Origin of the sequence: Coprococcus sp. HCN-4056, assembly GCF_037892645.1 — a bacterium.
In the GTDB taxonomy this organism is placed as follows: Bacteria; Bacillota; Clostridia; order Lachnospirales; family Lachnospiraceae; genus Coprococcus; species Coprococcus ammoniilyticus.
Genome location: NZ_JBBKBL010000004.1, coordinates 136,017 through 158,821 on the forward strand (window position 1 = coordinate 136,017; position 22,805 = coordinate 158,821).

Genomic DNA, 22,805 nt, shown 5'->3' on the forward strand with positions numbered 1-22,805 from the left:
GTTTGTTGATGCATCTTCCGATGCTATATTAAAACCAGCATCCTCGTACTGCCGGATCTAATCAATACTATAATATGTAACAGGACTTGTATTAGTACTGGTCAAGTGCACTGTACATACTCATGATAGGACCGTATACAGCCGCAACAATCATTCCTACGATACATGCAAGGACTACCATGATTAATGGTTCCATTGCTGCTGTCAGCTTGTTTGTTGCCTCTTCTACTTCTTCATCATAGTAGTCAGCAACCTTACTAAGCATCTCTTCTATATCACCGGTTTCTTCACCGATCTTTGTCATGGCGGAAAGCATTGGTGGAAGCATCTCCATATCCTTTAATGGTTTGGAAAGTGGAATACCTTTTGCTACCTGCGTCTTGGCATCTAACAGACCATCGCGAATGATCTTGTTATCCATCATCTTTGCCACCTGTTCAACAGCATCGATCATGGAAATACCGGATGCCATCAGTGTACTCATTGTTCTTGCAAATCTGGAACATGCTGACTTGATTGTCAGGTTACCAAAAATCGGCATCTTGATCGCCATATTCGCGAAAAGCTGTTCGCCAACAGAACTTCTCTTGAATGCCTTGCAGCCAACAACGATAGCTGCAACGATGATGATCAACAGCCACCACTTATGTATAATGAAATTACTTGCCGCTACCATAATTCGTGTTGCCAGCGGAAGCTGTGTTCCCATCTCCGCAAACATACTTGAGAAGTTAGGAATAACCATTACCATTACCACGATTACTACGATGATCATGACGATGAATACTACGATAGGATATGTCATCGCACCCTTGATCTTTGCTGATAACGCGTTATCTTTTTCAAAGTGCTCTGTCAGTCTGTCGAGACAGATCTCCAGGTTACCGGATAACTCTCCGGCTGCGACCATGTTGATCATGATCGGTGGAAATACCTCTGAGTTTACACGAAGTGCATCTGCAAGCGTTCCACCCTTTTCAACATATGTCTTTGCATCCATAACTGCTCTCTGCAGTGTTTTGTTTTCTATCTGGTCTCCCATCAGTTCCAGTGCTGATATAATCGTAACACCAGCTCTTATAACTGCTGAAAACTGTTTACAGAAGACTGCCAAATCTTTTGATTTTACCTTCTTCTTAATCAAACCCCCTGAAAATGGACTGTTCTGCTCTGTCAGGCTCATGATCGCATAACCATCTGCCTTCAGCTTCTTCTCCGCTCCATCTCTGTTCGGGGCCTCAATGGTACCTTTTTTATTCTTACCATTTTTGTCAACAACCTTGTAGTTAAATACTGCCATTGTTTCTCCTCCGACCCTGTCATATTTCTTCTTTTTTGTAATAGTTTTCTACTATTACCAGCTAAAAGTGCGCGTAAATTCACGGACTTTTACATATACTATACCTGTTATATTACTATATTTCTCAACCACATTCAATAATTTCTTATGATTGCAGTTTTTTTTGTAAGAATTGCACAAAAGGATTGTACATCTTATTGTCCGTTGATCTTCTTTCTGAGATACTGCTGATCCTGTGCATATGTCATAGCCATCTCTCTGGTGATCGTGCCGGACGAGAACAGATCATACAATGCATCATCCATTGTGATCATTCCGAGCTGTCTGCTGGTCTGGATCGTCGACTGGATCTGATGTGTCTTCGCTTCTCGTATCAGGCTTCGGATCGCCGGTGATGCAAGCATTACTTCAAATGCTGCAACTCGTCCCTGTCCGTTCGCTGTCGGAAGCAGTGACTGGGAAATAACACCTTCCAGTACCATCGCAAGCTGTACTCGTACCTGTTGCTGCTGGTTTGTCGGGAAGATATCGATAATACGGTCGATCGTACTTGCCGCACCGATCGTATGCAGAGTCGAGAATACCAGGTGTCCGGTCTCGGCTGCAGTGATCGCTGTTGAAATCGTTTCAAGATCTCGCATCTCTCCTACAAGAATAATATCAGGATCTTCACGGAGCGCTGCACGAAGAGCATTCGCATAACTGAGTGTATCCATACCAACTTCTCGTTGATTAACGATTGCCTTGTTGTGATGGTGAATATACTCGATAGGATCCTCCAGTGTAATGATATGATCGGTCAGGTTTTCATTTGCCTTATTAATAATAGAAGCAAGTGTTGTTGATTTACCGGAACCGGTAGGTCCTGTTACAAGTACCAGACCTCTCTTTCTCTTATATAATTCAACAACCTCTCTCGGAATACCGAGCTGATCTGGTCTTGGGATCTGTGTTTCTACTCGTCTGTATGCCGCAGCCATATTACCACGATCCATATATACGTTTACACGGAAACGACCGGTTTCTGGTGAATCGAATGAGAAATCGACCTCACCTCTATCTTTTAAAATTGCTACATGTCTCTCTTTCATCGTTGCTCCGATTGCTTCAGCCGCATCAGCCGGTGTAAGCGGAGGAACTTCAACTTCTGTCAGTCGTCCATTGATTCTGAGTTTCGGTGGTATGCCTACGGCAATATGTACATCCGACGCTTTTGCCTCAACCGAGAATGCCAGGAGCTCTTTCATATCCAGCATACTGTTTCCTTCCTTTCTTTGTTGCATTCATAATTTCAATTTTATTTTTACAGAGCCTGATCACATATTCTTCTCTGCTAAAAATCTTTTTTATCCACGCCGGTTTATCACCGGACCGGATCTTTTAATATTCATCACCTGTTGTATATACGATCTTCTTCATCTCTGACATGGAAGTAATTCCATTCAGCACATGTTTGGCAGCACCCATCTTCAGAGTAAGCATACCTTCTGCAAGTGCCTGTTTTTCAATCTTATCCGCTGTCGCTCCGGTCGAGATAACCGCCTGCAGTGCTTTGGATACCGGCATCATCTCGTATACACCGATTCGTCCTGAATAGCCTGTATCATTACACAACGGGCAGCCAGACGGCTCATAAATGATAACATCTTCTTCATCCTCCGGCACGCCGAGTACTATTCTCTCTTCATCTTCTACGAGACGAGGCTGTTTGCAGGTCGGGCACAGTCTTCTTACAAGTCGCTGTGCAATAACACCTACAACCGCATCACCTACAACATAAGGTTCGATTCCCATATCTTCCAGACGGGTGATCGTACTTGCTGCTGAGTTTGTATGGAGTGTTGATACAACCAAGTGTCCTGTGATAGCGGCCTGAACCGCGATCTGAGCAGTCTCACCATCTCGAATTTCTCCGATCATTATGATATCCGGATCCTGACGAAGAATGGATCTTAAGGCTGCTGCGAATGTCATATCTGCTTTATTATTTACCTGTACCTGGTTAATACCATTGATATTCGCCTCGACAGGGTCTTCTACTGTGATAATGTTTACATCCTCTTTGTTCAGCTCACTTAAGGATGTGTACAGTGTCGTTGATTTACCGGAACCGGTAGGTCCTGTTACAAGGATAATTCCGTGTGGATTACTCAGGATTCCATCAAATACCTTGATCTCATCCTCATCCAGACCAAGTCCGCTCTTCGGTTTTGTAAGTCCGTCCTTGGAGGTAAGTCGCATAACCGTCTTCTCTCCATATACAGTCGGAAGGATAGATACACGGACATCAAACTCTCTGCGGTCTACAAAGATCGTGATACGACCATCCTGTGGCTTTCTCTTTTCTGCAATATCCATACCACCGATGATCTTGATTCGGGCTGTGATACCCGCAAGAATACTTAAGTCGTAGGACATAACCTGTTTTAATGCACCATCGATCCTGTAGCGGACACGGACACTGCTTTCCAATGCCTCAATATGAATATCGGACGCTCTCTGTCGAACTCCGCCTTCTATGATCTGTTTTACAAGCAAAACGATAGGAGAATTATCTATATCTTCATTTACTTCATCTTCATCTCCGCCGCCAAGTGCATCTGCCTGTTCCTGACGATACATCTCAGCCGCTTCCATTGCTTTGGAGCTTCCGTAATACTTGCCGATGGCATCATTGATCTGATCCTCTGTTGCAAGCATAGGCTCCACCTGCATATTGGTTACAAGTCCAATATCATCGATCGCATTGATATCCATCGGATCTGACATGGCAAGTTTTAAAATATTCGGGTTATCCGGATCGATCTCGATAGGAATAACTTTATATTTTGCTACCATATTCTCCGGAACCAGATGAAGCACCTTCTCTTCTATCTTTGCTCCCTTTAATTCTATGTAATCAATGCCAAGCTGCTGTGTCAGAAGCGTTATCAGAATCTCATTACTGATCATACCAAGATCAACAAGAACATTTCCGAGTTTTCCGCCATTCTCTTTCTGATATGCCAGAGCCTCCTGTAACTGTTCTTCTGTAATAGCTCCTGCCGCTACGAGAATATCACCTATTCTAATCTTTTTACGACCCATTCCTAATCGCATACCGGTCTGTCCCTCCTACATTTCTGAAATATACAAGCATTACTTACAGAGTATAGCACAATCTAATAAAAAATTAAACATTTTGAACAGATTTTAGTCATTTTTTTTAATTTTTTTCACATTTTACCAATTTTATTTTTTGGGATATGCACTTTTTCCACATTTTAATCATAAAATATATACAAATCGCTAGGGGTCTATTTTCTATGCAGGCATTTAAAAAACCCCTTTTACCGGATCAGGAAGAATATTATCTGAAATTATGCAGGGCAGGGGATGCCGATGCGCGGCGGATTCTGATCGAATCCAATATGCGTCTGGTCGCCCATATTGCAAAAAAATACATTGGAACCGCTGACAATGATGATCTGCTCTCCGTCGGAACCATCGGTCTTATCAAGGCGATCGATTCCTACGATCATGCCAAAGGCAACCGTCTGGTCACATACGCTTCCAGATGTATTGACAACGAGCTGCTCATGATGCTCCGTCACTCCAGAAAATACGCCCGCGAAGTCTCCCTGTTTGAACCGATTGGTACCGACAAAGAAGGAAATGAGATCAATCTGATCGACATCATCAGTCAGGATGAAGCAACTATTCTGGATTCTATGGTGCATGCTTACCACATAAACCGTCTTCCATACTGTCTGAAGCACTGTCTGTCCGAGCAGGAAGCCAGCCTTATCATCCGTCGTTATGGTCTATACGGTCACCCTCCACGCACACAAAAAGAGATTGCCAGCCAGATGGGGATTTCCCGTTCCTATGTCTCCAGAATCGAAAAACGGGCATTACAGAAGATCCGCAGGCAGCTTGAAGCCTGACCTATTCCGAAAGCTCCTGCCGTCTGAGTATCATTCCCGCTGATACCGGGCGGTCCAGCTTTACATACAACTGCATCTTTGGATGCGGTGCTGATTCCATCGGTTCCATCCGGTCATTGTAGATCTCCTCAACCCGGCAGACCGTATTGGTTCCATCAAAGTTCATACATTCTATCTCTTCTCCGACTGAGAATTTGTTTTTCTGTTCAAATGCAACCAGTCCGTCCTCTGTAACCTCCTGTACATTGCCTATATAAGTACAGTTTTTAATATATGTGTTATTATCATAGATCTGAGAATCCTGATCTGTTTTTCCAAAATAAAATCCAGTTGTAAATTGACGGTATGTGCATTTTGCAATTTCTGATTTATAATATTCCATATTTGACCGGTACAGCTCCGGAGATTCCATATAGTCATCAATTGCTTTACGATAGGTTCTTGCTACCGTTGCAACATATAGTGCCGTTTTCATTCTTCCCTCAATCTTAAAGCTGTCAATTCCGGCATCGATCATTTCCGGGATATGCTCAATCATACAAAGATCTTTGGAATTAAAAATATAAGTACCCCTGTCATCTTCATTGACCGGCATGTACTCGCCCGGTCTTGTTTCTTCTACAATGTGATACTTCCATCTACATGGATGTGTACATGCTCCACGATTTGCATCTCTTCCTGTAAAATAACTGCTGAGCAGGCAGCGTCCGGAATAGGAAATGCACATTGCTCCATGCATAAAGGACTCAATCTCCATATCCTCCGGAATATGTTCTCTGATCTGTTTAATCTCCACAAGTGACAGTTCTCTGGCTGTGACCACTCGTTTTGCCCCCATATTATACCAGAAATTATACGTCAGGTAATTCGTGTTATTTGCCTGGGTGCTGATATGAAGTTCCATATCAGGCATGATTTCCTTTGCCAGCATAAAAATACCCGGATCTGATACCAGAACCGCATCGACACCGGTATCCTTCAACTGCTCAAAATATGCCTTCATTCCTTCAATATCATAATTATGTGCAAATATATTTGCTGTCACATATACCTTTGCATTCTTTGCATGCGCATATTTCACAGCCTTTTTCATTTCTTCAATCGAAAAATTATCTGCTTTTGCACGAAGTCCATATGCCTGTCCGCCAATATAGACTGCATCCGCACCATAATCTACTGCAACCTTTAATACCTCAAGACTACCTGCCGGAACAAGCAGTTCCACTTTACGTTCTGCCATATCTTTCAAAACCCTCTTCTTTTCTTTCCGTACAGATGACATCACCTTTTAGTCTGTTGCCATCCGCCTGTTAATATCTTCTTGTTTTTTCATTGATCCACTACTTTTTCAATGATCCTTTTTATCAGCCGTTTTTTTCACCGATAGGCTCATTCCATCTCCTATATTCAGGATGGCTGTATCCAGCCGTTCATCATGCTTTAATTCATACAGATATTCCCGCATTCTGGCATGAATTGTCCGGTTTCTTCTGGTTACTGCAAACCGCGATTCCAGTACATCTCCATCCTGCAGTACATTATCACATAGCAGGATTCCTTCCGGCGCAAGCAAAGGAACCACCTTCTGGAAAAAGCTTCCATACTGACCTTTTGCAGCATCCATAAAGACCAGATCATATTGATCCGACAATGTCGGCAGGATCTCATTTGCATCTCCCTCTAACAGAGTGATCTTCTTTTCTGCACCTGCCAGCTTTATATTCTCTTTTGCCCGATCAATTCTCGGCTGATAGTTTTCAATTGTTGTGATATGTCCACCCTCTGCAATAAACCTGCTCATAAAAATAGCAGAAAAGCCTACCGCAGTTCCTATCTCCAGTATATTTACCGGTTTCTTCATTCTAAGAAGAAGCCTGATAAATTCTCCGGCCTCTCTTCGTATGATAGGAACCCCCTGCTCTTCTGCTTCTTTTCTGATAGCAGTTATTGCATCATCATAGTCATTGTTGAATGAATTTATGAAGGATGCAATTCTCTCATCTGTTATCATTTATTATCTCCACTTTTCTTACTGTCACTATCCAGAGTTCCACCTGTTATGATCGTTATGATCTCATCATTTGTATAACTTGGTGCGATCTCATATGTTCCAGGTTTTATCTTTGCTGCATAAGATCCGATTCGGATACGTACCATCAGCGCATATGCATTTTTTACAACTCCGGCATCATCCAGAGTCTCGCATACATCCTTGATCGAAGAATCCGGCAGAACTGTGACTGTGACTACCTTTGTATCAGATTTATCCTTACAGCTATTGCTGGCAAATACATCATAGGCAAAGCTAAAGCCAAACGCAAACACTTTCACAAGTATAAACAGGATAAATACATTTACCAGTAAGCCTATCGCAAACCGCAATATCCGTTTCATTGTTACAGCACTATCTATAGCCATATCTGTTCTCCTTATCTTACGGTGTCCATCCAGACACTTCTCGTAACTGTTTTATCATATCCTACTGCTTTATGTCAACATCCAGACCATCTGCAATCTCATCATACATCGTTTTCAACATCCTGCACAGCTTTCGTTCTGCCCGAAGGAAATCATTCACGATCGTGTCGTGAACGATTGCGTCATACTCCTCAAACAGTGCAACCACCTCATCGTATGGATTATCCACAGAGCCACGGTTCTGGATCTCTGAATTTCTTTTCTTGAATTCATTCAGTCCCCGGAGAAGATCCGGATGTTCATACAGCCGTTCACGGCAGGCCAGATAATTTCTGTAGAATTCTGACTCCTTTATCGTTTCATTCAGTTTTTTGCTGAGTTCAACAACATCACTCATGTCTGTTTCCTCTTTTCTTCTTAACCTGCATCTGTGCATGGACACTATTTTTCAGGACAATTTATACTTCGGTAATGATCGGAAGGATCATCGGGCTTCTCTTCGTCCGCTTCCAAAGGAATTCACTTAAGGAATCCTTGATGGTTGTCTTGATCTTGCCCCAGTCGGTAATATTCTTCCGCAGGCATTTCTCCAGTGCTTCTTCTACTACGGCACGGCAGTCTTCCATCAATGTTTCCGATTCTCTGACATATACAAATCCACGGGAAACGATATCCGGTCCTGCAATCAGGTTATTGCTGTATTTATCGAGTGTCACTACGATGATCAGAAGACCATTCTGCGACAGAAGCTGTCTGTCTCTTAAAACGATATTTCCAACATCTCCAACTCCAAGTCCGTCAACAAAGACTCCCTGTGCAGGAACTTTTCCAGTTACTTCCAGTTTATCCTCACTGACTTCCAGAACATCTCCTGTTGTCAGGATCTTGATATTCTCTTTTGGAATACCCATCTCCTGTGCCAGCTCTGCATGGCGCTTCAGATGTCTGTACTCACCATGTACTGGTATCGCATATTTTGGTTTTGTGAGTGCATAGATCAGCTTCAATTCCTCTCTGCATGCATGTCCGGATACATGTGTATCTTCAAAAATTACATGAGCACCTTTCATTTCAAGCTCATTGATTACCTTGAATACCGCTTTTTCATTACCAGGGATTGGGTGTGAACTGAATATGACCACATCTCCCGGCATGATAGAGATCTTATTATGGATCGATGCTGCGATCCTTGATAAGGCAGCCATGTTTTCACCTTGGCTTCCTGTCGTGATCAGAACCAGCTTCTCATCCGGATAATTCTTGATCTGGCTGATATCGATCAGCGTGTTGTCCGGTATATCAATATATCCGAGTTCAGAAGCTGTACTGATGATATTCACCATACTTCTTCCTTCGATGATTACTTTTCTGCCATACTTATATGCCGAATTGATAATCTGCTGCACACGATCTACATTCGATGCAAATGTAGCAATAATAATACGATGATTCTGATTATCATTGAACAGATTATCAAAGGTTCTTCCTACTGTCTTTTCTGACTTTGTAAAGCCCTCACGTTCTGCATTTGTGGAATCTGCCATCAGTGCCAGAACGCCTTTTTTCCCAAGTTCCGCAAAACGTTGGAGATCGATCATGTCCCCAAATACCGGTGTATAATCAATCTTGAAATCTCCGGTATGGACAAGCAGTCCTGCCGGCGTATAGATCGCCAATGCTGCGGAATCAGCAATCGAATGGTTCGTCTTAATAAATTCTATCCGGAATTTTCCAAGAATGATATTCTGTCCATATTTTACAACCTTACGTCTGGTGTTGTTCATCAGATTATGTTCTTTCAGTTTATTCTCGATCAGTCCCATCGTAAGCTTTGTTGCGTAAATCGGCATATTGAGTTCTTTCTCAATGTAAGGAATGGCTCCGATATGATCCTCATGACCATGGGTAACCACAAGTCCTTTGACTTTGTCCGCGTTTTCCTTAAGGTAAGTGACATCCGGTATTACAAGATCGATTCCTAACATATCGTCCTCAGGGAATGCCAGACCGCAGTCAATGACTATAATAGAGTCCTCATACTCTATTGCAGTAATGTTCATTCCAATCTGTTCCAATCCGCCCAATGGAATGATCTTTACTGCATCACTATTCAATTTTTTCAATGTTCTATACCTCCAAATCTACGTCCTCTAGCAGTTCTTCAAATATCTTCATAACTGCTTCTAATTCTTTGTCATCTTCAACGATATCAAACGCTGCCATCTCACCTTCACTGTCTGAAGCATTCTCCTTCAGGATCAGGAAAGAACCATCATCCTCATCGTCTCCATCTTCTGTAACAAGCAGGTAATTCACTCCGCCAAGAGTTGTCTGCTCCATAACAGAAAAAGCAACCTCATTGCCATCTTCATCTGTAAATACTATGCTGTCGTTTTCCATTCTGTTTAATCCTTTCGACTATTCTGTCTGCCCTTCATGAGCCTGACTGTCAAGATAATTCTGCAAAATAACCGCAGCAGCCATCTTGTCCACATACTGCTTCCGGTTTTCTCTTCTGACTCCAGTATCCATTAAAATCCGTTCTGCTTCTACCGTAGAGAGTCTTTCATCCCACAGGATCACTTCCAGGCCTGTCCTGCGTTCCAGATCTTCTTTAAACTGTTCGGTCGCTTCTGCCCGTTCTCCAATCGTATTATTCATATTCTTCGGATATCCGAGAACGATCCGTTCCGCCTGATATTCTTCAATGATACTCTCTATCCTCGCAAGTGTCTGTCGAAGCTTGTTTGCTGATTTTCTTTCTATTGTTTCAAGTGGCTGTGCCGTGATCATCAGCGCATCACTGACCGCAACTCCTACTGTCTTTGTTCCGTAGTCCAATCCAATTATCCGCATACTCTTATCCTGTTCTTCTCTCTACCTGATTCGATTATTCTGATACACTCTTCATCTACTTGATCAGATTATTCTTGATGTAATCTTCAAACAGAACTTCAATGATCTCATCCCGTTCTGCCTTCATGATCAGACTTCTTGCATTCTTATAGCTGGTGATATATGTAGGATCTCCACTCATAATATAACCAACAAGCTGGCTGACCGGATTATATCCTTTTTCTGTCAAAGCCTCATAAACCTGTCCAATGATCTGTGTTACATCTATTGTATTATCTTTCAGTTGTGCAATATGTTGTGTATTTTCTCTATTATTCATATACTCACATCCTTACTTTTATCAAGTGCCATCGGCATCTTTGCAAAAAAATCTTATCCTATAATAATATAAAATCACGCAAAATTCAACCTAAAGCCGCATATTTGTATATGTTCCAACGCAATTCATGCATAATTTTCCCACACCGGCTGTCTATTCCATGCCATATGGAATCTGCACTATATGATTGATGATATCCACTTCTCGTCCACAAATCCTGTGCATACATTCTTCCTCTACAAAAATATCTATATAGCGTTCTGTATGTCCACGGTATCCGTCTTTTCCATTTCTCCGGACTTTTTCTTCAATCAGAACCTCCAGAGTTTCTCCCCGAAAAGAAGCTTCATATGCATGTTTGTTCTTTTCAGATAATGCCAGCAGCACATCGCTCCTCTGATTCTTGATCTCCGGTCCGATCTGATCCCTCATACCGGCTGCAACCGTTCCCTGTCTCGGTGAAAATTTAAATATATGCATTTCATACAGATTAAGTTTCGTCAGGTAGTCAACCGTTTCCTGAAATTCTTCATCCGTTTCTCCCGGAAAGCCTACGATCACATCTGTTGTCAAAGCCGGGCGGTCAAATGCCTTACGAAGTATCTCACATTTTTCAAAGTATTCTTCACAAGTATATTTCCGGTTCATCCGTTTCAATACTGTATTGCAGCCACTTTGCAGGCTTAAATGGAAATGCGGACATACCTTTTTATTATCCACAATACGATCTATAAATGTATCTGTAATGATACCCGGTTCCAGAGAACCAAGACGGATCCGTTCAATTGATTCAATTTTTGAGATTGCGTCAATTACATCTGCGAGTCCTACCTCATTTTCCTTATCCTTGCCATAAGATGAGATATGGATACCCGTCAGAACAATCTCTTTTACTCCGGTCTGTGCCAGACGTTCTACTTCTTCTGTAATCGATGCAAGCTCCCGGCTCCGGATTCTTCCTCTAACGTACGGAATAATACAATAAGAGCAGAACTGGTTACATCCATCCTGAATCTTCACATATGCCCGTGTATGTTCTAAGGTACTGTTGATCGTAAGCGGTTCATATTCCTTTTCTGCCGCAATATCGAGCATGCCTTCGTCCGTCACTCCGATCTCCAGATAGTCTTCAAGGATCTGCACAATGTCCTTCTTTTTATTATTTCCGATGATAATAGATATCCTGTCATCTTCCATCAGCTTATCTTTTGCCGCCTGCACATAACAGCCCGCTGCTATTACAACCGCATCCGGATTCAGCTTCTTGGCTCTGTGTATCATCTGTCTGGACTTTTTATCTGCCATATTGGTAACAGAGCATGTATTTATCAGATACACATCTGCTTTTTCTTCAAAGGAAACAGCCGTCATACCAGCCTCTTTTAAGAGTTCGATCATACCATCTGTCTCGTATTGATTTACCTTGCAGCCCAGTGTCAGAGGGGCTACTGTTTTTCCCTTCAGCATTCCTTATTTTTCCTTTCTTATTATTGACTTTTCCCTCTCCAAAAGATATTATAAATATATAAGCATCCGCGGTCATTATGACTCCGGATAATCTAACTTTTAGGAGGGCAATCATGAAAGCATTAATGGTTTCTTTAAATTCAATCGATAAGGTAAAAGCATTCTGCAATGAAATTGCAAAATTCGACGCAGAGTTCGACCTCATCTCAGGACGTTATGTTATTGATGCAAAATCAATTATGGGTATATTCAGCCTTGATATTTCAAAGCCAATTGAATTAAACATTCACGCTGATGACAAGGATCTTGCTGATATTCTTGCAGCAATCAAGCCTTACGTTGTTGAATAATCATAACCGACTATTTGCATACATACAGAATGCCCGTTCCGACAGTCATTCTGCATAAAAAAGCTTGCCGCCTTTGTAGTGGCAAGCTTTTTTTATCTTATCTCTGTGATCTGCACATTACAGTTTCTACAGACTCTAACGCTTTTTCATATAACGGTTCGATAATACCGGCAAGCTTTGCTTCCGATTTCTCGATCGCAGATAATATCGGTTTTGTTACCGGGTGCTTTGCTACAAATGTTGTACAGCAGTCCTCATAAGGAAGGATCGAAGTCTCATAGGTTCCGATTTTCTCTGATATGTCAACGATCTCCTGCTTATCCAGTCCGATACATGGACGGAATACCGGCAACGTACTGACATCATTGATAACAGCAAGACTGAATACCGTCTGGCTGGATACCTGTCCAATACTTTCTCCCGTCACCGTGCACTGACAGTCATTTCTCTTTGCCAGTTCTTCTGCAATCTTGATCATATAACGCTTCATAATGATCGTAAGCTCCTCATGCGGACAGTTATCATAGATTGCCATCTGAACATCTGCAAAGTTTACAACATGCAGCTTGATCGCACCTGCATAATCCGCAACCAGACATGCCAGATCAATTACCTTTTCTTTGGCACGTTCACTGGTAAATGGCGGTGCATGGAAATATACTGCTTCCATCTGAACGCCACGTTTTGCGATCATATAAGTTGCAACCGGACTGTCAATTCCACCGGATAATAATGCCATTCCCTTTCCATTTGTACCAACCGGAAGTCCTCCCGGACCCGGAATCGTGATCGAATAAATATATACCGTCTTCCGGATCTCTACATTTATGATCTCATCCGGTTCATGAACATCAACGGAAGTATCCGGAAATGCCTCTAACAGATAATGACCAAGCTCCGCATTTACCTCCATTGAGGTCATAGGATAGCTTTTATCATTTCTTCTTGTATTTACTTTAAAGGTAAAGTTCTTCTTACGATATGCCTGATCCACATATGCGATCACCTTTCCTTTGATCGCTTCAAACGATGTATCCTCCTCTACCACGATCGGGCAGATTCCAACGATACCGAATACCTTGGTCAGTGCATTCACTACATCTTCATAATCATAGTCTGATTTTGCTTCAACAAAGATCCTTCCCTGTTCCTTGCGGATATAAAAATCACCATAATTTTTGATCTTACGATTAATGTTTTTTACAAGGATATCTTCAAATATATACCGGTTTTTTCCTTTTGTACCGATCTCAGCATATTTGATCATAAATGCCTTATACTGCATATACTTCTCTCAACCTCCAATTTTCATCCTGTTTATTTATTCTTCACCTGTTTTTTACTATTATAAACAAACTTTCCATTCGTTTGATACTACTTTTTTCTGACATATTTTCTATAAACCGGCAGGATCTCCTCTATCACATCTGCTGCATAGTCTGCCTGTTCCACTGTGTTCTCTGCCGAAAAACTGAAACGGATCGTGGATTCCAACCGATTCTTCTGCAAACCGATCGAAGACAATACATGGCTGACTGCCGGTTTATTCGACGAACATGCTGATCCGGAAGAAACATAAATCTGCCGCTCTTCTAATGCATGCAGCATCACTTCGCTTCGAACACCAACAAATGATACACTTAGGATATGTGGCGCTTCCCCTTCATTGATATATACATCCGGAAGTGCCTTTAGCCGTTCGGTCAAACGGTCTTTTACCGCCCGCATACGAACAATTCTGGCTTCCAGATCTTCATAAACTATCTTTGTTGCCAGTCCAAATCCTGCAAATCCCGGTACATTTTCTGTACCTGACCGCATTCCATCCTGCTGTCCGCCGCCGTATATGATTGGCTTCACCTTCGTACGGTTCTTGATAAACAATGCTCCCGTTCCTTTTGGTCCATGTATCTTATGACCACTTACAGACATCAGATCGATACCCATCCGTTTCGGGTAAATGTGATATTTGCCAAATGCCTGAATCGCATCCACATGAAAGAGCGTCTTCGGATTCTTTTCTTTGATAATCTCTGCAATCTCCTGAATCGGCTCTACTGCACCAATCTCATTATTTACATACATAACAGATACAAGGATCGTATCCTCGTTCACTTCCTGTTCTAATTGTTCCAGATCCACGATTCCCTGGTGATCTACATTCAGATATACAACTTCAAATCCAAGGCTCTCCAAAAATGCCATCGTACTTGATACGGATGCATGTTCCACCTTAGAAGTTATAATCCGGTTACCACTTCTTTTATTCGCAAGTGCCGCTCCGATCAACGCAAGATTATTGGATTCCGTTCCACCGGAAGTCAGCACGATCTCTTTGCTGTCTACCTTCCATTCTTTTGCAAGAATCTCTTTCGTCTCCTTGATATAGTGTCCTGCATCCAGACCTTTCTGATGCAAGGAAGAAGGATTTCCATAATCTTCTTCCATTAATTTTACTACCAGATCTTTCACTTCCGGAAATACCTTTGTTGTTGCTGCATTATCAAAATATGCTTCCATCTCTATCTATCCTCTTCCAGTTCAAACATTATGATCGACATGACCGCCATTCCTGCCGTCTCTGTACGCAAAATCCTGTGTCCAAGTGTGACCATCTTCGCACCCATAGCTACCGCTGTCTCAACTTCTTCTCTGGCAAATCCACCTTCCGGACCTATAAATATACCAAGACTTTTCTTTCCTTTGATCGATGCAAAGACCTCTTTCGAATATGCGACTCCTTCTGCTTCCTCATATGGGATCATATTCATATCAAGCTCCTTTGCCATAGCAAGAGCCTCTTTCCATGTTACGGGAGCCGTCACCTCCGGGATTATGCCTCTGCCCGACTGCTTCGCCGCCGCAAGTGCGATTGCCTGATAACGTTCCGTCTTCTTTCCTGCTTTCTTCGCATCCAGCTTGACAACCGTCCGTTTCGTCATAACCGGTACGATCCTGGTCACACCAAGTTCTACCGTCTTCTGGATGATCCATTCCATTTTATCTGCCTTTGGAAATCCCTGGAACAACGTAATCCCTGTTTCAAGTTCTGCAAAATTATCACATACATCCAGAATATCTGCAACCACTTTTTCATGATCCATAACTGAAATCTGGCAGCGGTAATCTCTACCCCTGCCATCACTTATTATGATCTCATCATTTACTTTTAAACGAAGAACATTCTTAATATGATTGACATCCTCACCGGTAATATCAATGCTCTTATCAAATTCCCGTCCATCAAAATCTACAAAAAAACGATTCATCTTCCCAATCCTGTCTCTTTATGACTAATTATCCTTCTCAGCTACAAAACTGATCCAGTCTTTCATAGAGACAGTATCCACTATTCTGAAGTGATTGTCAAGAAGTGCCTGTCTGACCTCATCTTCTTTTGTATTGATAATTCCGGAACAGATAAACTTCGCATCATCCTTCATAAACTGCTGTACAACACCGGAAAGTGGGATGATTACATCTGCAAGAATATTCGCAACTACGATATCATATTTCGGCTCAATCGACTGGACAAGCTCTTTATCTGCGAGCACATTGCCACAGAGGAACTGAACCTGATCTTCAGTAATATGGTTGATCTCCCTGTTCTCGATGCTGACATGAACCGCAGTTTCATCTATATCAATTCCAAGGACCTCTTTTGCGCCAAGATTACTGCATACAAAGGAAAGAATCCCGCTTCCGCTTCCACAGTCAAGAACCAGATCTCCTTCTTTCATATATTTCTTCAACTGTCCGATACATAATCTGGTTGTCTCATGGGAACCGGTTCCGAATGCTGCACCCGGATCAATATCGATCACAATATCATCATCTGTTACGTCAGAAGGTGCATCCTCCCAGGTTGGTTTGATAACGATATTATCATACAGACGAAACGGTTTAAAATATGCTTTCCAGTTATTCATCCAGTCCACATCTTCCGTCTCGGATTCTATGATATTACAGACTCCAACCGGAATAAATTCTGACAACCGTTCCAGTTCGTTTTTTATCTTGGTCTTTATCTCTTCCTTGTCAAAGGAATCATCCAGATAGCAGGAAACCTTTGCTGTTCCGTCATCCGTCGGCATCTCATCCGGCAGAAGATCTACAAACATCGCTGCCATTTCTTCATCTGTCAGAGGCACATTGTCATCGACTTCTATACCCAAAACGCCTTCCTCATCGAGGAAGGCGCTGAGTAAATCGACAGCCTCACACGTTGTTTCAATCGTGATTTGTGTCCATTTCATAATCTATTTACCTATTTCTTCTTTCTTTTTTTGTGATCTCCAAACGAGAATGATGTCCCTACCGAATCTGTTGCAGGTCTGGTCTCAACCAATGTTGCCTGCTCGTATTCATTCAAGATACGCTTCTGTTCTGCAGTCAGCTTCTCAGGGACCTGTACAACCAGTGTTACATAATGATCACCACGCTGAGTAGGATTCTTCAGGTTTGGCACACCTTTTCCCTTCAGCTTAACCTTGGTATCGGTCTGTGTTCCTGGTGGAATCGTGTAATCAATCTCTCCCTCGATCGTATGGATCTTAATATTTCCACCCAGTGCTGCCTGTGTGAATGAGATCGGTTCGGAGGAGTAAAGATTGTATTCCTGTCTCTGAAACTTCGGATGACGATCAACAAGGATCGTAACATGAAGATCTCCTCTTTCACCACCATTAAATCCAGGTTCACCTTTTCCTTTGATACGGATATTGGTTCCGTTATCTACTCCAGGCGGAACAGCGATCTGAATCTTCTTTCTGCTCTTTACATAACCGGTTCCCGCACAGTTGCTACATTTATATCTAATGATCTTACCGGATCCGCCACAGTCCGGACAAGTCGATACATTTCTTACTACGCCAAACAAGGACTGCTGTGTTGTAACGATCTGACCTTTTCCGCCGCATTTGCCACAAACCTCCGGCTGATGTCCCGGCTGTGAACCGGTTCCCTTACATACTTCACATTCATCCTTTAACGGAAGATCCAGTTCTTTCTGTGTACCAAATATTGCTTCCTCAAAAGCAACTCTGATCGTTGTCTTGATGTTAGCACCCTTTACAGGTCCGTTTGAATTTCTCTGTCTGCTTCCACCACCGAACATATCTCCGAAAATATCTCCGAAAATATCTCCCATATCAGCAAAATCAAAGCCGCCGAAGCCACCAAAGCCACTGCCGCCGGCATTTGGATCAAATGCCGCATGACCATACTGATCATATTTTGCTCGCTTCTCCGGGTCACTAAGTACTGCATAAGCTTCCGCTGCTTCTTTAAATTTTCTTTCAGCCTCCGCATCGCCCGGGTTCATATCAGGATGATATTTCTTGGCTACGACACGATATGCTTTTTTTATCTCTGCCTCTGAGGCATTCTTGGTTACACCAAGGACCTCATAGTAATCAGTTTTTGTTTCTGCCATAACTTTTAACCTTTCATCTGCGATATACATTCATATCCACAGTAAAACAGGAAACCTTTTTCCTGTTTTACTGTCAGATATTTACTATAGACTACATTTCATATTATTTCAAGGCTTAAACCTCTGTGAAATCTCCATCTACTACATCACCCTCTGAAAAGTCCGGTGTACCTGTACCTGTTCCTGCATTTGCTCCGGGACCATTCTGCTCATAAAGCTTAGCGAACAGATTCTGAGCACTTTCCATAAGCTTATCCTTAGCCGCCTTGATCTTATCCACATCAAGATCTGTCATATTCTCTGCATCCGTGCTTTCAATTGTTGACTTTAATGAGTCTAAGTCAGCCTGTACGGCAGACTTATCTGCATCTGAAAGCTTATCTCCGACTTCATTCAGTGCTTTTTCTGTCTGGAATGCAAGTGCATCTGCTTCATTTCTTGCTTCAATGCCTTCCTTACGTTTCTTATCCTGTGCTTCGTATTCTGCAGCTTCTTTTACTGCTCTCTCGATATCATCATCTGAAAGTGATGTACCGGAAGTAATTGTAATGTGCTGTTCTCTTCCTGTTCCGAGATCCTTAGCAGATACATTTACGATACCATTCGCATCGATATCGAATGATACTTCGATCTGAGGAACGCCTCTTCTTGCAGGAGCGATACCATCCAGTCTGAAACGTCCAAGACTCTTATTATCTTTTGCAAACTGTCTTTCACCCTGTACTACGTTGATATCAACGGCATCCTGATTATCCTGTGCTGTTGAGAAAATCTGGCTCTTCTTTGTAGGAATTGTCGTGTTTCTCTCGATCAGATGTGTTGCGATACCACCCATTGTTTCGATAGAAAGTGTAAGTGGTGTAACATCAAGAAGAAGGATCTCACCGGCACCGGCATCACCTGCAAGCTTACCGCCCTGGATAGATGCACCGATTGCAACACACTCATCAGGGTTGATACCCTTGAACGGCTCTTTACCTGTTAATCTCTTAACTTCTTCCTGTACGGCGATGATACGTGTAGAACCACCAACTAATAATACCTTATCAAGATCTGCTGCAGTAAGTCCTGCATCTTCCAGTGCTGTCTGAACAGGTACCTTTGTTCTGTCAACCAGATCTGCTGTTAACTCATCAAATTTTGCTCTTGTCAGGTTCATATCAAAATGCTTTGGTCCATCCTGATTTGCTGTAATGAAAGGAAGGTTGATGTTTGTTGTCATAGCGGATGAAAGCTCTTTCTTTGCCTTCTCTGCTGCTTCCTTTAATCTCTGCATAGCCATCTTATCGCCTGAAAGATCAATACCTTCTGTCTTCTTAAACTCATCTAACATATACTGTGTGATAGCGTTATCAAAGTCATCACCACCGAGCTTGTTATCACCGGCTGTTGCTAATACTTCAATGACACCTTCACCAATCTCAATGATAGATACATCGAATGTACCACCACCTAAATCGTATACCATGATCTTCTGTTCCTGTTCATTATCAAGACCATAGGAAAGAGCTGCTGCTGTAGGCTCGTTGATGATACGCTTTACATCAAGTCCTGCAATTTTACCGGCATCCTTTGTTGCCTGTCTCTGTGCATCTGAGAAGTAAGCAGGTACTGTGATAACGGCCTCTGTAACCTTCTCACCGAGATATCCTTCTGCATCGGATTTCAGTTTCTGAAGAATCATAGCTGAAATCTCCTCCGGTGAATACTTCTTGCCATCGATCTCTACTCTGTAATCTGTACCCATATGACGCTTGATGGATGAAATTGTCTTATCTGCATTTGTAACTGCCTGACGTTTTGCAGGCTCACCGACTACTCTCTCACCTGTCTTTAAGAAACCTACTACAGATGGTGTAGTTCTCATACCTTCTGTATTCGCAATAACAACAGGCTTACCACCTTCCATTACTGCTACACATGAATTTGTTGTTCCTAAGTCAATACCAATTATCTTACCCATGATTATATTCCTCCTAAATAAAATTCTGTTTTCTTAATTTAATAAAATTTATATGCTATAGTCATTTGACTATTAGTTTGCAACCTTTACCATGCTGAATCGTAATACCTGATCCTTATACATGTAACCACGCTGCATCTCTTCGACGATCACGTTCTCTCCGTAATTCTCATCCTCTACATGCATTACTGCATTGTGGAACGCCGGATCAAACTGTTCACCCTCGCAGTTCATCGGGGTAACGCCGATGGATTCCAGTGAAGTCATAAGTGATTTGTAGATTTTATCAACTCCTGCTTCAAACGGTCTGTCTTTATCCTCTTCCGGAATTGCTGCAATCGCTCTTTCAAAGTTGTCAACTACCGGAAGTAATTTTCCAAGAACATCCTTCGCTCCGAAATCATACATTTTGGATGACTCCTTTTCATTTCTCTGGCGGATATTCTCGCACTCTGCAAGAAGACGTTTATATTTGTCTTCTGCATCCTGACAGCGCTCTTTCAATTTATCATTTTCTTCTCTTAAAGCCTTACTGCCGCGTCTGTTCTCTTTTGCAACCGGCTTCGGTTTTGCTGCTTCCGCCTGCTCTTCAGGGACATCCACGGTTTCTGTAACATTCACATCTGTAGTTGTTGTTTCTGCAGTATCTGCTGACTCTGCTGTAACTTCATCTACAATTGTTTCTGCTGCCTTTTCATCTGTCTTTACTTTCTTAGTATCTTTCTTGGTGTCTGCCATTATCGGACCCCCTATTCGTTATTATTAAATATATCATCCAATTCATCGGTCAGATTTTTTAACATCGTAACGACTTTCTTATAGTCCATACGTTTCGGACCGATGATACCTATAGTTCCTTTTGCGCCTTCCGGCATCTTATAAGTTGCCGTTACAAGGGAGCAATCTTTCAGATCCTCACTGGAATTCTCATCACCGATTCGGATCTCTATATCAGAGTTATCTTTATTGATAACTTCTTCTACATATTTTACAAAGTCTTCTTTGTCTTCTATGTCTTCAAAAGTTCCAAGCAGCTTCTCTGCTGTCGCAGAATCCATTAATTCCGGATACTTTAACATGTTGGTCATTCCGCTTGTGTAAACCTTCAGATCATCTGCTTCATGAATGGCTTCCATAATCCCCTGGAATATGGTTTCTAAAATATCTGCATACTCACCTGCCTGCGTCTTCATCGTCTGTATCAGTTCCAGATTAATATCTTCTAATGCAGCTCCCTGAAGGAATGTGTTTAATAAAATATTGAATTTTAAAATCTCGTCATTCTTCAGATCGTACGTGGTATCGATCAGCTTATTCTTTACGATATTCCCATCCACCATGATCACCGCAAGAAGCTTTGATTCAGCAACCTTGGAAAGCTGTATAAACTTCACGGTATTATTATACTGAGGTGTGGTAACCAGTGTGGCATAATTCGTATTTGCCGCTAATACCCGGGCAACCTGCTTCAGCATCTTCTCCATCTTATCAACTCGTTCAAGAAGATTTCCCTTCTCTGTCTCAGCCTCTATCTTCTCATTCATAAGGCTGTCAACGTAGAACCGATATCCTTTATCCGTTGGAATTCTTCCTGCAGATGTATGCGGCTGACATATATAACCCATGTCCTCCAGATCAGACATCTCATTCCTGATCGTCGCTGAACTCAGATTCAAATCTGTATACTTTGAAATCGTCCGCGATCCTACAGGTTCTCCGGTCTCTAAATAATTGGAAACGATAGCTTTCAGAATTTTGACTTTTCTCTCGTCAAGTTCCATCTGCTCATCCCTTTCGTTTTGTTAGCACTCAAATACTCCGAGTGCTAACCACTAAAATTAATCTAACACCCACTCCCTTGTTTGTCAACATTTATTTTGAAAAAAATCAAGAAAATTTATAACTTTTGAACTTTGAAAAAATGAATGCCGAGACTTGTAGAAATCACAGCATATAAAAGACCGACCACCAGCATGATCAATACATCTGTTCTATTAAATGCAAGATCACTTGTGGTACTCAAAAGTTCTATGATCCAGATCTGTTTTACTCCGGATGGAAGCTCAAACAAATCCACAAGAACACGATATCCCGGTGTAAATAAGAATACCAGAAAGACTATCGTTGTCATAGACAAGACGGAATGACGGATCAGGGATGTCAGCATAAATACAAACATCACACACGCTCCGGTCACTATAAACTGCAGCACGATCGCAAGCACTGTTTTTCCAGTTCGGGAAGCTACTGACATTTCATGGGAACTTCTGAAAAATAAAGCAGCTATCACCCCGGAAATCAGAATATATTCCAATAAAATGCCCCAGGCATAAGTAACTGCTGCCAGCATTCTTGCAATATAACAGGCTGTTCTGCTCTTGCTTCTCTGTAATTCACAGCGCAATGTATTCTGTTCATAATCTTCAGATATATGAAGGATAACAGGAAACATCATAAGAAGGATCAGAAGTTCGGATGCAGAAAAGGAAGAGGCAATATAAGCAATTCCGCTCATCTGGCCTTTGATCGCTTCGACCGTCTGTTCTGAGAAGCCTGCCGCCGCCAGAAAGTCACTGCTTATCCCATTACTTATATAATAAAGAAATGCTGCTGTAAGACATGCAAATGGCACTACCAGGATCATGATCATCCTGCCATAAAAGCTTTTGCTATACCGAAATACTTCTGCTCCGTAAATATTCATACTGTTGCCTGCTCCTGTTAATTAAGAAATAACCAAAGTTGCCTTCTGTTTCTCTGATGGTTTCTTCT

Annotated in this window: 23 protein-coding genes; 2 read left to right on the plus strand and 21 right to left on the minus strand. The window is 42.0% G+C overall.

Annotation, left to right across the window (positions count from 1 at the left end; all coding sequences use genetic code 11):
- Window positions 1-91: 91 nt before the first annotated feature.
- From WKT03_RS07380 to WKT03_RS07390, 3 genes are all read right to left on the minus strand, one after another.
- Entirely contained in the window at window positions 92-1,300 is a 1,209-nt protein-coding gene (locus WKT03_RS07380) for a type II secretion system F family protein (protein WP_021943487.1), read from the minus strand.
- A 194-nt stretch (window positions 1,301-1,494) separates the two neighbouring features.
- Window positions 1,495-2,556, minus strand: coding sequence for a type IV pilus twitching motility protein PilT (locus WKT03_RS07385; RefSeq protein WP_117785447.1), 1,062 nt, complete (start codon window positions 2,554-2,556; stop codon window positions 1,495-1,497).
- Between the two features lie 124 nt (window positions 2,557-2,680).
- Complete coding sequence (locus tag WKT03_RS07390) at window positions 2,681-4,399, minus strand: GspE/PulE family protein (RefSeq protein ID WP_117785448.1); 1,719 nt, start codon at window positions 4,397-4,399, stop codon at window positions 2,681-2,683.
- Window positions 4,400-4,545: 146 nt separating this feature from the next.
- On the opposite strand from WKT03_RS07390, the gene sigK reads away from it, so the two are divergent.
- A complete protein-coding gene (sigK, locus tag WKT03_RS07395; RefSeq protein WP_117785449.1) occupies window positions 4,546-5,226 on the plus strand; it encodes an RNA polymerase sporulation sigma factor SigK in 681 nt (226 codons plus the stop codon).
- A 1-nt stretch (window position 5,227) separates the two neighbouring features.
- Here the strand turns inward: sigK and WKT03_RS07400 are convergent, their stop codons facing one another.
- The 9 genes from WKT03_RS07400 to mtaB form a co-directional block, all read right to left on the minus strand.
- Entirely contained in the window at window positions 5,228-6,466 is a 1,239-nt protein-coding gene (locus WKT03_RS07400; RefSeq protein WP_021943454.1) for a peptidase U32 family protein, read from the minus strand.
- Between the two features lie 108 nt (window positions 6,467-6,574).
- A complete protein-coding gene (locus WKT03_RS07405) occupies window positions 6,575-7,237 on the minus strand; it encodes an O-methyltransferase (protein ID WP_021943455.1) in 663 nt (220 codons plus the stop codon).
- Window positions 7,234-7,644, minus strand: a complete 411-nt coding sequence (locus WKT03_RS07410; protein WP_021943456.1) for an endolytic transglycosylase MltG — start codon at window positions 7,642-7,644, stop codon at window positions 7,234-7,236. The genes WKT03_RS07405 and WKT03_RS07410 overlap by 4 nt, the downstream gene beginning before the upstream one ends.
- 61 nt (window positions 7,645-7,705) lie before the next feature.
- Window positions 7,706-8,041, minus strand: a complete 336-nt coding sequence (locus WKT03_RS07415) for a YlbF family regulator (protein ID WP_021943457.1) — start codon at window positions 8,039-8,041, stop codon at window positions 7,706-7,708.
- A gap of 61 nt (window positions 8,042-8,102) precedes the next feature.
- Window positions 8,103-9,767 (minus strand): ribonuclease J, encoded by a 1,665-nt coding sequence (locus tag WKT03_RS07420; RefSeq protein WP_021943458.1) that lies wholly within the window; start codon window positions 9,765-9,767, stop codon window positions 8,103-8,105.
- 4 nt (window positions 9,768-9,771) lie between these two features.
- The gene (locus WKT03_RS07425) at window positions 9,772-10,044 is read right to left on the minus strand and encodes a DUF1292 domain-containing protein (RefSeq protein ID WP_008403031.1); all 273 of its coding nucleotides are present in this window, start codon (window positions 10,042-10,044) and stop codon (window positions 9,772-9,774) included.
- An 18-nt stretch (window positions 10,045-10,062) separates the two neighbouring features.
- Entirely contained in the window at window positions 10,063-10,500 is a 438-nt protein-coding gene (gene ruvX / locus WKT03_RS07430; protein WP_021943459.1) for a Holliday junction resolvase RuvX, read from the minus strand.
- A 55-nt stretch (window positions 10,501-10,555) separates the two neighbouring features.
- On the minus strand, window positions 10,556-10,819 hold the full coding sequence (locus WKT03_RS07435) for an IreB family regulatory phosphoprotein (protein WP_021943460.1): 264 nt from the start codon (window positions 10,817-10,819) through the stop codon (window positions 10,556-10,558).
- A gap of 153 nt (window positions 10,820-10,972) precedes the next feature.
- The gene (mtaB, locus tag WKT03_RS07440; protein ID WP_021943461.1) at window positions 10,973-12,286 is read right to left on the minus strand and encodes a tRNA (N(6)-L-threonylcarbamoyladenosine(37)-C(2))-methylthiotransferase MtaB; all 1,314 of its coding nucleotides are present in this window, start codon (window positions 12,284-12,286) and stop codon (window positions 10,973-10,975) included.
- Between the two features lie 113 nt (window positions 12,287-12,399).
- On the opposite strand from mtaB, the gene WKT03_RS07445 reads away from it, so the two are divergent.
- Window positions 12,400-12,636, plus strand: a complete 237-nt coding sequence (locus WKT03_RS07445; RefSeq protein ID WP_021943462.1) for an HPr family phosphocarrier protein — start codon at window positions 12,400-12,402, stop codon at window positions 12,634-12,636.
- A gap of 97 nt (window positions 12,637-12,733) precedes the next feature.
- Here the strand turns inward: WKT03_RS07445 and thiI are convergent, their stop codons facing one another.
- The 9 genes from thiI to WKT03_RS07490 form a co-directional block, all read right to left on the minus strand.
- Entirely contained in the window at window positions 12,734-13,921 is a 1,188-nt protein-coding gene (gene thiI / locus WKT03_RS07450; RefSeq protein ID WP_021943463.1) for a tRNA uracil 4-sulfurtransferase ThiI, read from the minus strand.
- 89 nt (window positions 13,922-14,010) lie between these two features.
- The gene (locus WKT03_RS07455) at window positions 14,011-15,156 is read right to left on the minus strand and encodes a cysteine desulfurase family protein (RefSeq protein WP_021943464.1); all 1,146 of its coding nucleotides are present in this window, start codon (window positions 15,154-15,156) and stop codon (window positions 14,011-14,013) included.
- Window positions 15,157-15,158: 2 nt separating this feature from the next.
- Window positions 15,159-15,905 (minus strand): 16S rRNA (uracil(1498)-N(3))-methyltransferase, encoded by a 747-nt coding sequence (locus tag WKT03_RS07460; protein ID WP_021943465.1) that lies wholly within the window; start codon window positions 15,903-15,905, stop codon window positions 15,159-15,161.
- Between the two features lie 24 nt (window positions 15,906-15,929).
- Complete coding sequence (prmA, locus tag WKT03_RS07465) at window positions 15,930-16,892, minus strand: 50S ribosomal protein L11 methyltransferase (RefSeq protein WP_021943466.1); 963 nt, start codon at window positions 16,890-16,892, stop codon at window positions 15,930-15,932.
- A gap of 11 nt (window positions 16,893-16,903) precedes the next feature.
- Complete coding sequence (dnaJ, locus tag WKT03_RS07470) at window positions 16,904-18,070, minus strand: molecular chaperone DnaJ (RefSeq protein WP_044946265.1); 1,167 nt, start codon at window positions 18,068-18,070, stop codon at window positions 16,904-16,906.
- Window positions 18,071-18,185: 115 nt separating this feature from the next.
- The gene (gene dnaK, locus WKT03_RS07475) at window positions 18,186-20,033 is read right to left on the minus strand and encodes a molecular chaperone DnaK (RefSeq protein WP_117785459.1); all 1,848 of its coding nucleotides are present in this window, start codon (window positions 20,031-20,033) and stop codon (window positions 18,186-18,188) included.
- 72 nt (window positions 20,034-20,105) lie between these two features.
- Window positions 20,106-20,771, minus strand: coding sequence for a nucleotide exchange factor GrpE (gene grpE, locus WKT03_RS07480; RefSeq protein ID WP_021943469.1), 666 nt, complete (start codon window positions 20,769-20,771; stop codon window positions 20,106-20,108).
- A gap of 11 nt (window positions 20,772-20,782) precedes the next feature.
- The gene (gene hrcA, locus WKT03_RS07485; RefSeq protein WP_021943470.1) at window positions 20,783-21,814 is read right to left on the minus strand and encodes a heat-inducible transcriptional repressor HrcA; all 1,032 of its coding nucleotides are present in this window, start codon (window positions 21,812-21,814) and stop codon (window positions 20,783-20,785) included.
- A gap of 116 nt (window positions 21,815-21,930) precedes the next feature.
- Window positions 21,931-22,737, minus strand: coding sequence for a hypothetical protein (locus tag WKT03_RS07490; protein ID WP_340391388.1), 807 nt, complete (start codon window positions 22,735-22,737; stop codon window positions 21,931-21,933).
- Window positions 22,738-22,805: the final 68 nt, after the last annotated feature.

Coding starts and splice junctions, on each gene's coding strand:
- WKT03_RS07380 (WP_021943487.1), bottom strand. CDS start 1,300: ATGGCAGTATTTAACTACAAGGTTGTTGACAAAAATGGTAAGAATAAA.
- WKT03_RS07385 (WP_117785447.1), bottom strand. CDS start 2,556: ATGCTGGATATGAAAGAGCTCCTGGCATTCTCGGTTGAGGCAAAAGCG.
- WKT03_RS07390 (WP_117785448.1), bottom strand. CDS start 4,399: ATGCGATTAGGAATGGGTCGTAAAAAGATTAGAATAGGTGATATTCTC.
- sigK (WP_117785449.1), top strand. CDS start 4,546: ATGCACTTTTTCCACATTTTAATCATAAAATATATACAAATCGCTAGG.
- WKT03_RS07400 (WP_021943454.1), bottom strand. CDS start 6,466: ATGGCAGAACGTAAAGTGGAACTGCTTGTTCCGGCAGGTAGTCTTGAG.
- WKT03_RS07405 (WP_021943455.1), bottom strand. CDS start 7,237: ATGATAACAGATGAGAGAATTGCATCCTTCATAAATTCATTCAACAAT.
- WKT03_RS07410 (WP_021943456.1), bottom strand. CDS start 7,644: ATGGCTATAGATAGTGCTGTAACAATGAAACGGATATTGCGGTTTGCG.
- WKT03_RS07415 (WP_021943457.1), bottom strand. CDS start 8,041: ATGAGTGATGTTGTTGAACTCAGCAAAAAACTGAATGAAACGATAAAG.
- WKT03_RS07425 (WP_008403031.1), bottom strand. CDS start 10,044: ATGGAAAACGACAGCATAGTATTTACAGATGAAGATGGCAATGAGGTT.
- ruvX (WP_021943459.1), bottom strand. CDS start 10,500: ATGCGGATAATTGGATTGGACTACGGAACAAAGACAGTAGGAGTTGCG.
- WKT03_RS07435 (WP_021943460.1), bottom strand. CDS start 10,819: ATGAATAATAGAGAAAATACACAACATATTGCACAACTGAAAGATAAT.
- mtaB (WP_021943461.1), bottom strand. CDS start 12,286: ATGCTGAAGGGAAAAACAGTAGCCCCTCTGACACTGGGCTGCAAGGTA.
- WKT03_RS07445 (WP_021943462.1), top strand. CDS start 12,400: ATGAAAGCATTAATGGTTTCTTTAAATTCAATCGATAAGGTAAAAGCA.
- thiI (WP_021943463.1), bottom strand. CDS start 13,921: ATGCAGTATAAGGCATTTATGATCAAATATGCTGAGATCGGTACAAAA.
- WKT03_RS07455 (WP_021943464.1), bottom strand. CDS start 15,156: ATGGAAGCATATTTTGATAATGCAGCAACAACAAAGGTATTTCCGGAA.
- WKT03_RS07460 (WP_021943465.1), bottom strand. CDS start 15,905: ATGAATCGTTTTTTTGTAGATTTTGATGGACGGGAATTTGATAAGAGC.
- prmA (WP_021943466.1), bottom strand. CDS start 16,892: ATGAAATGGACACAAATCACGATTGAAACAACGTGTGAGGCTGTCGAT.
- dnaJ (WP_044946265.1), bottom strand. CDS start 18,070: ATGGCAGAAACAAAAACTGATTACTATGAGGTCCTTGGTGTAACCAAG.
- dnaK (WP_117785459.1), bottom strand. CDS start 20,033: ATGGGTAAGATAATTGGTATTGACTTAGGAACAACAAATTCATGTGTA.
- grpE (WP_021943469.1), bottom strand. CDS start 20,771: ATGGCAGACACCAAGAAAGATACTAAGAAAGTAAAGACAGATGAAAAG.
- hrcA (WP_021943470.1), bottom strand. CDS start 21,814: ATGGAACTTGACGAGAGAAAAGTCAAAATTCTGAAAGCTATCGTTTCC.
- WKT03_RS07490 (WP_340391388.1), bottom strand. CDS start 22,737: ATGAATATTTACGGAGCAGAAGTATTTCGGTATAGCAAAAGCTTTTAT.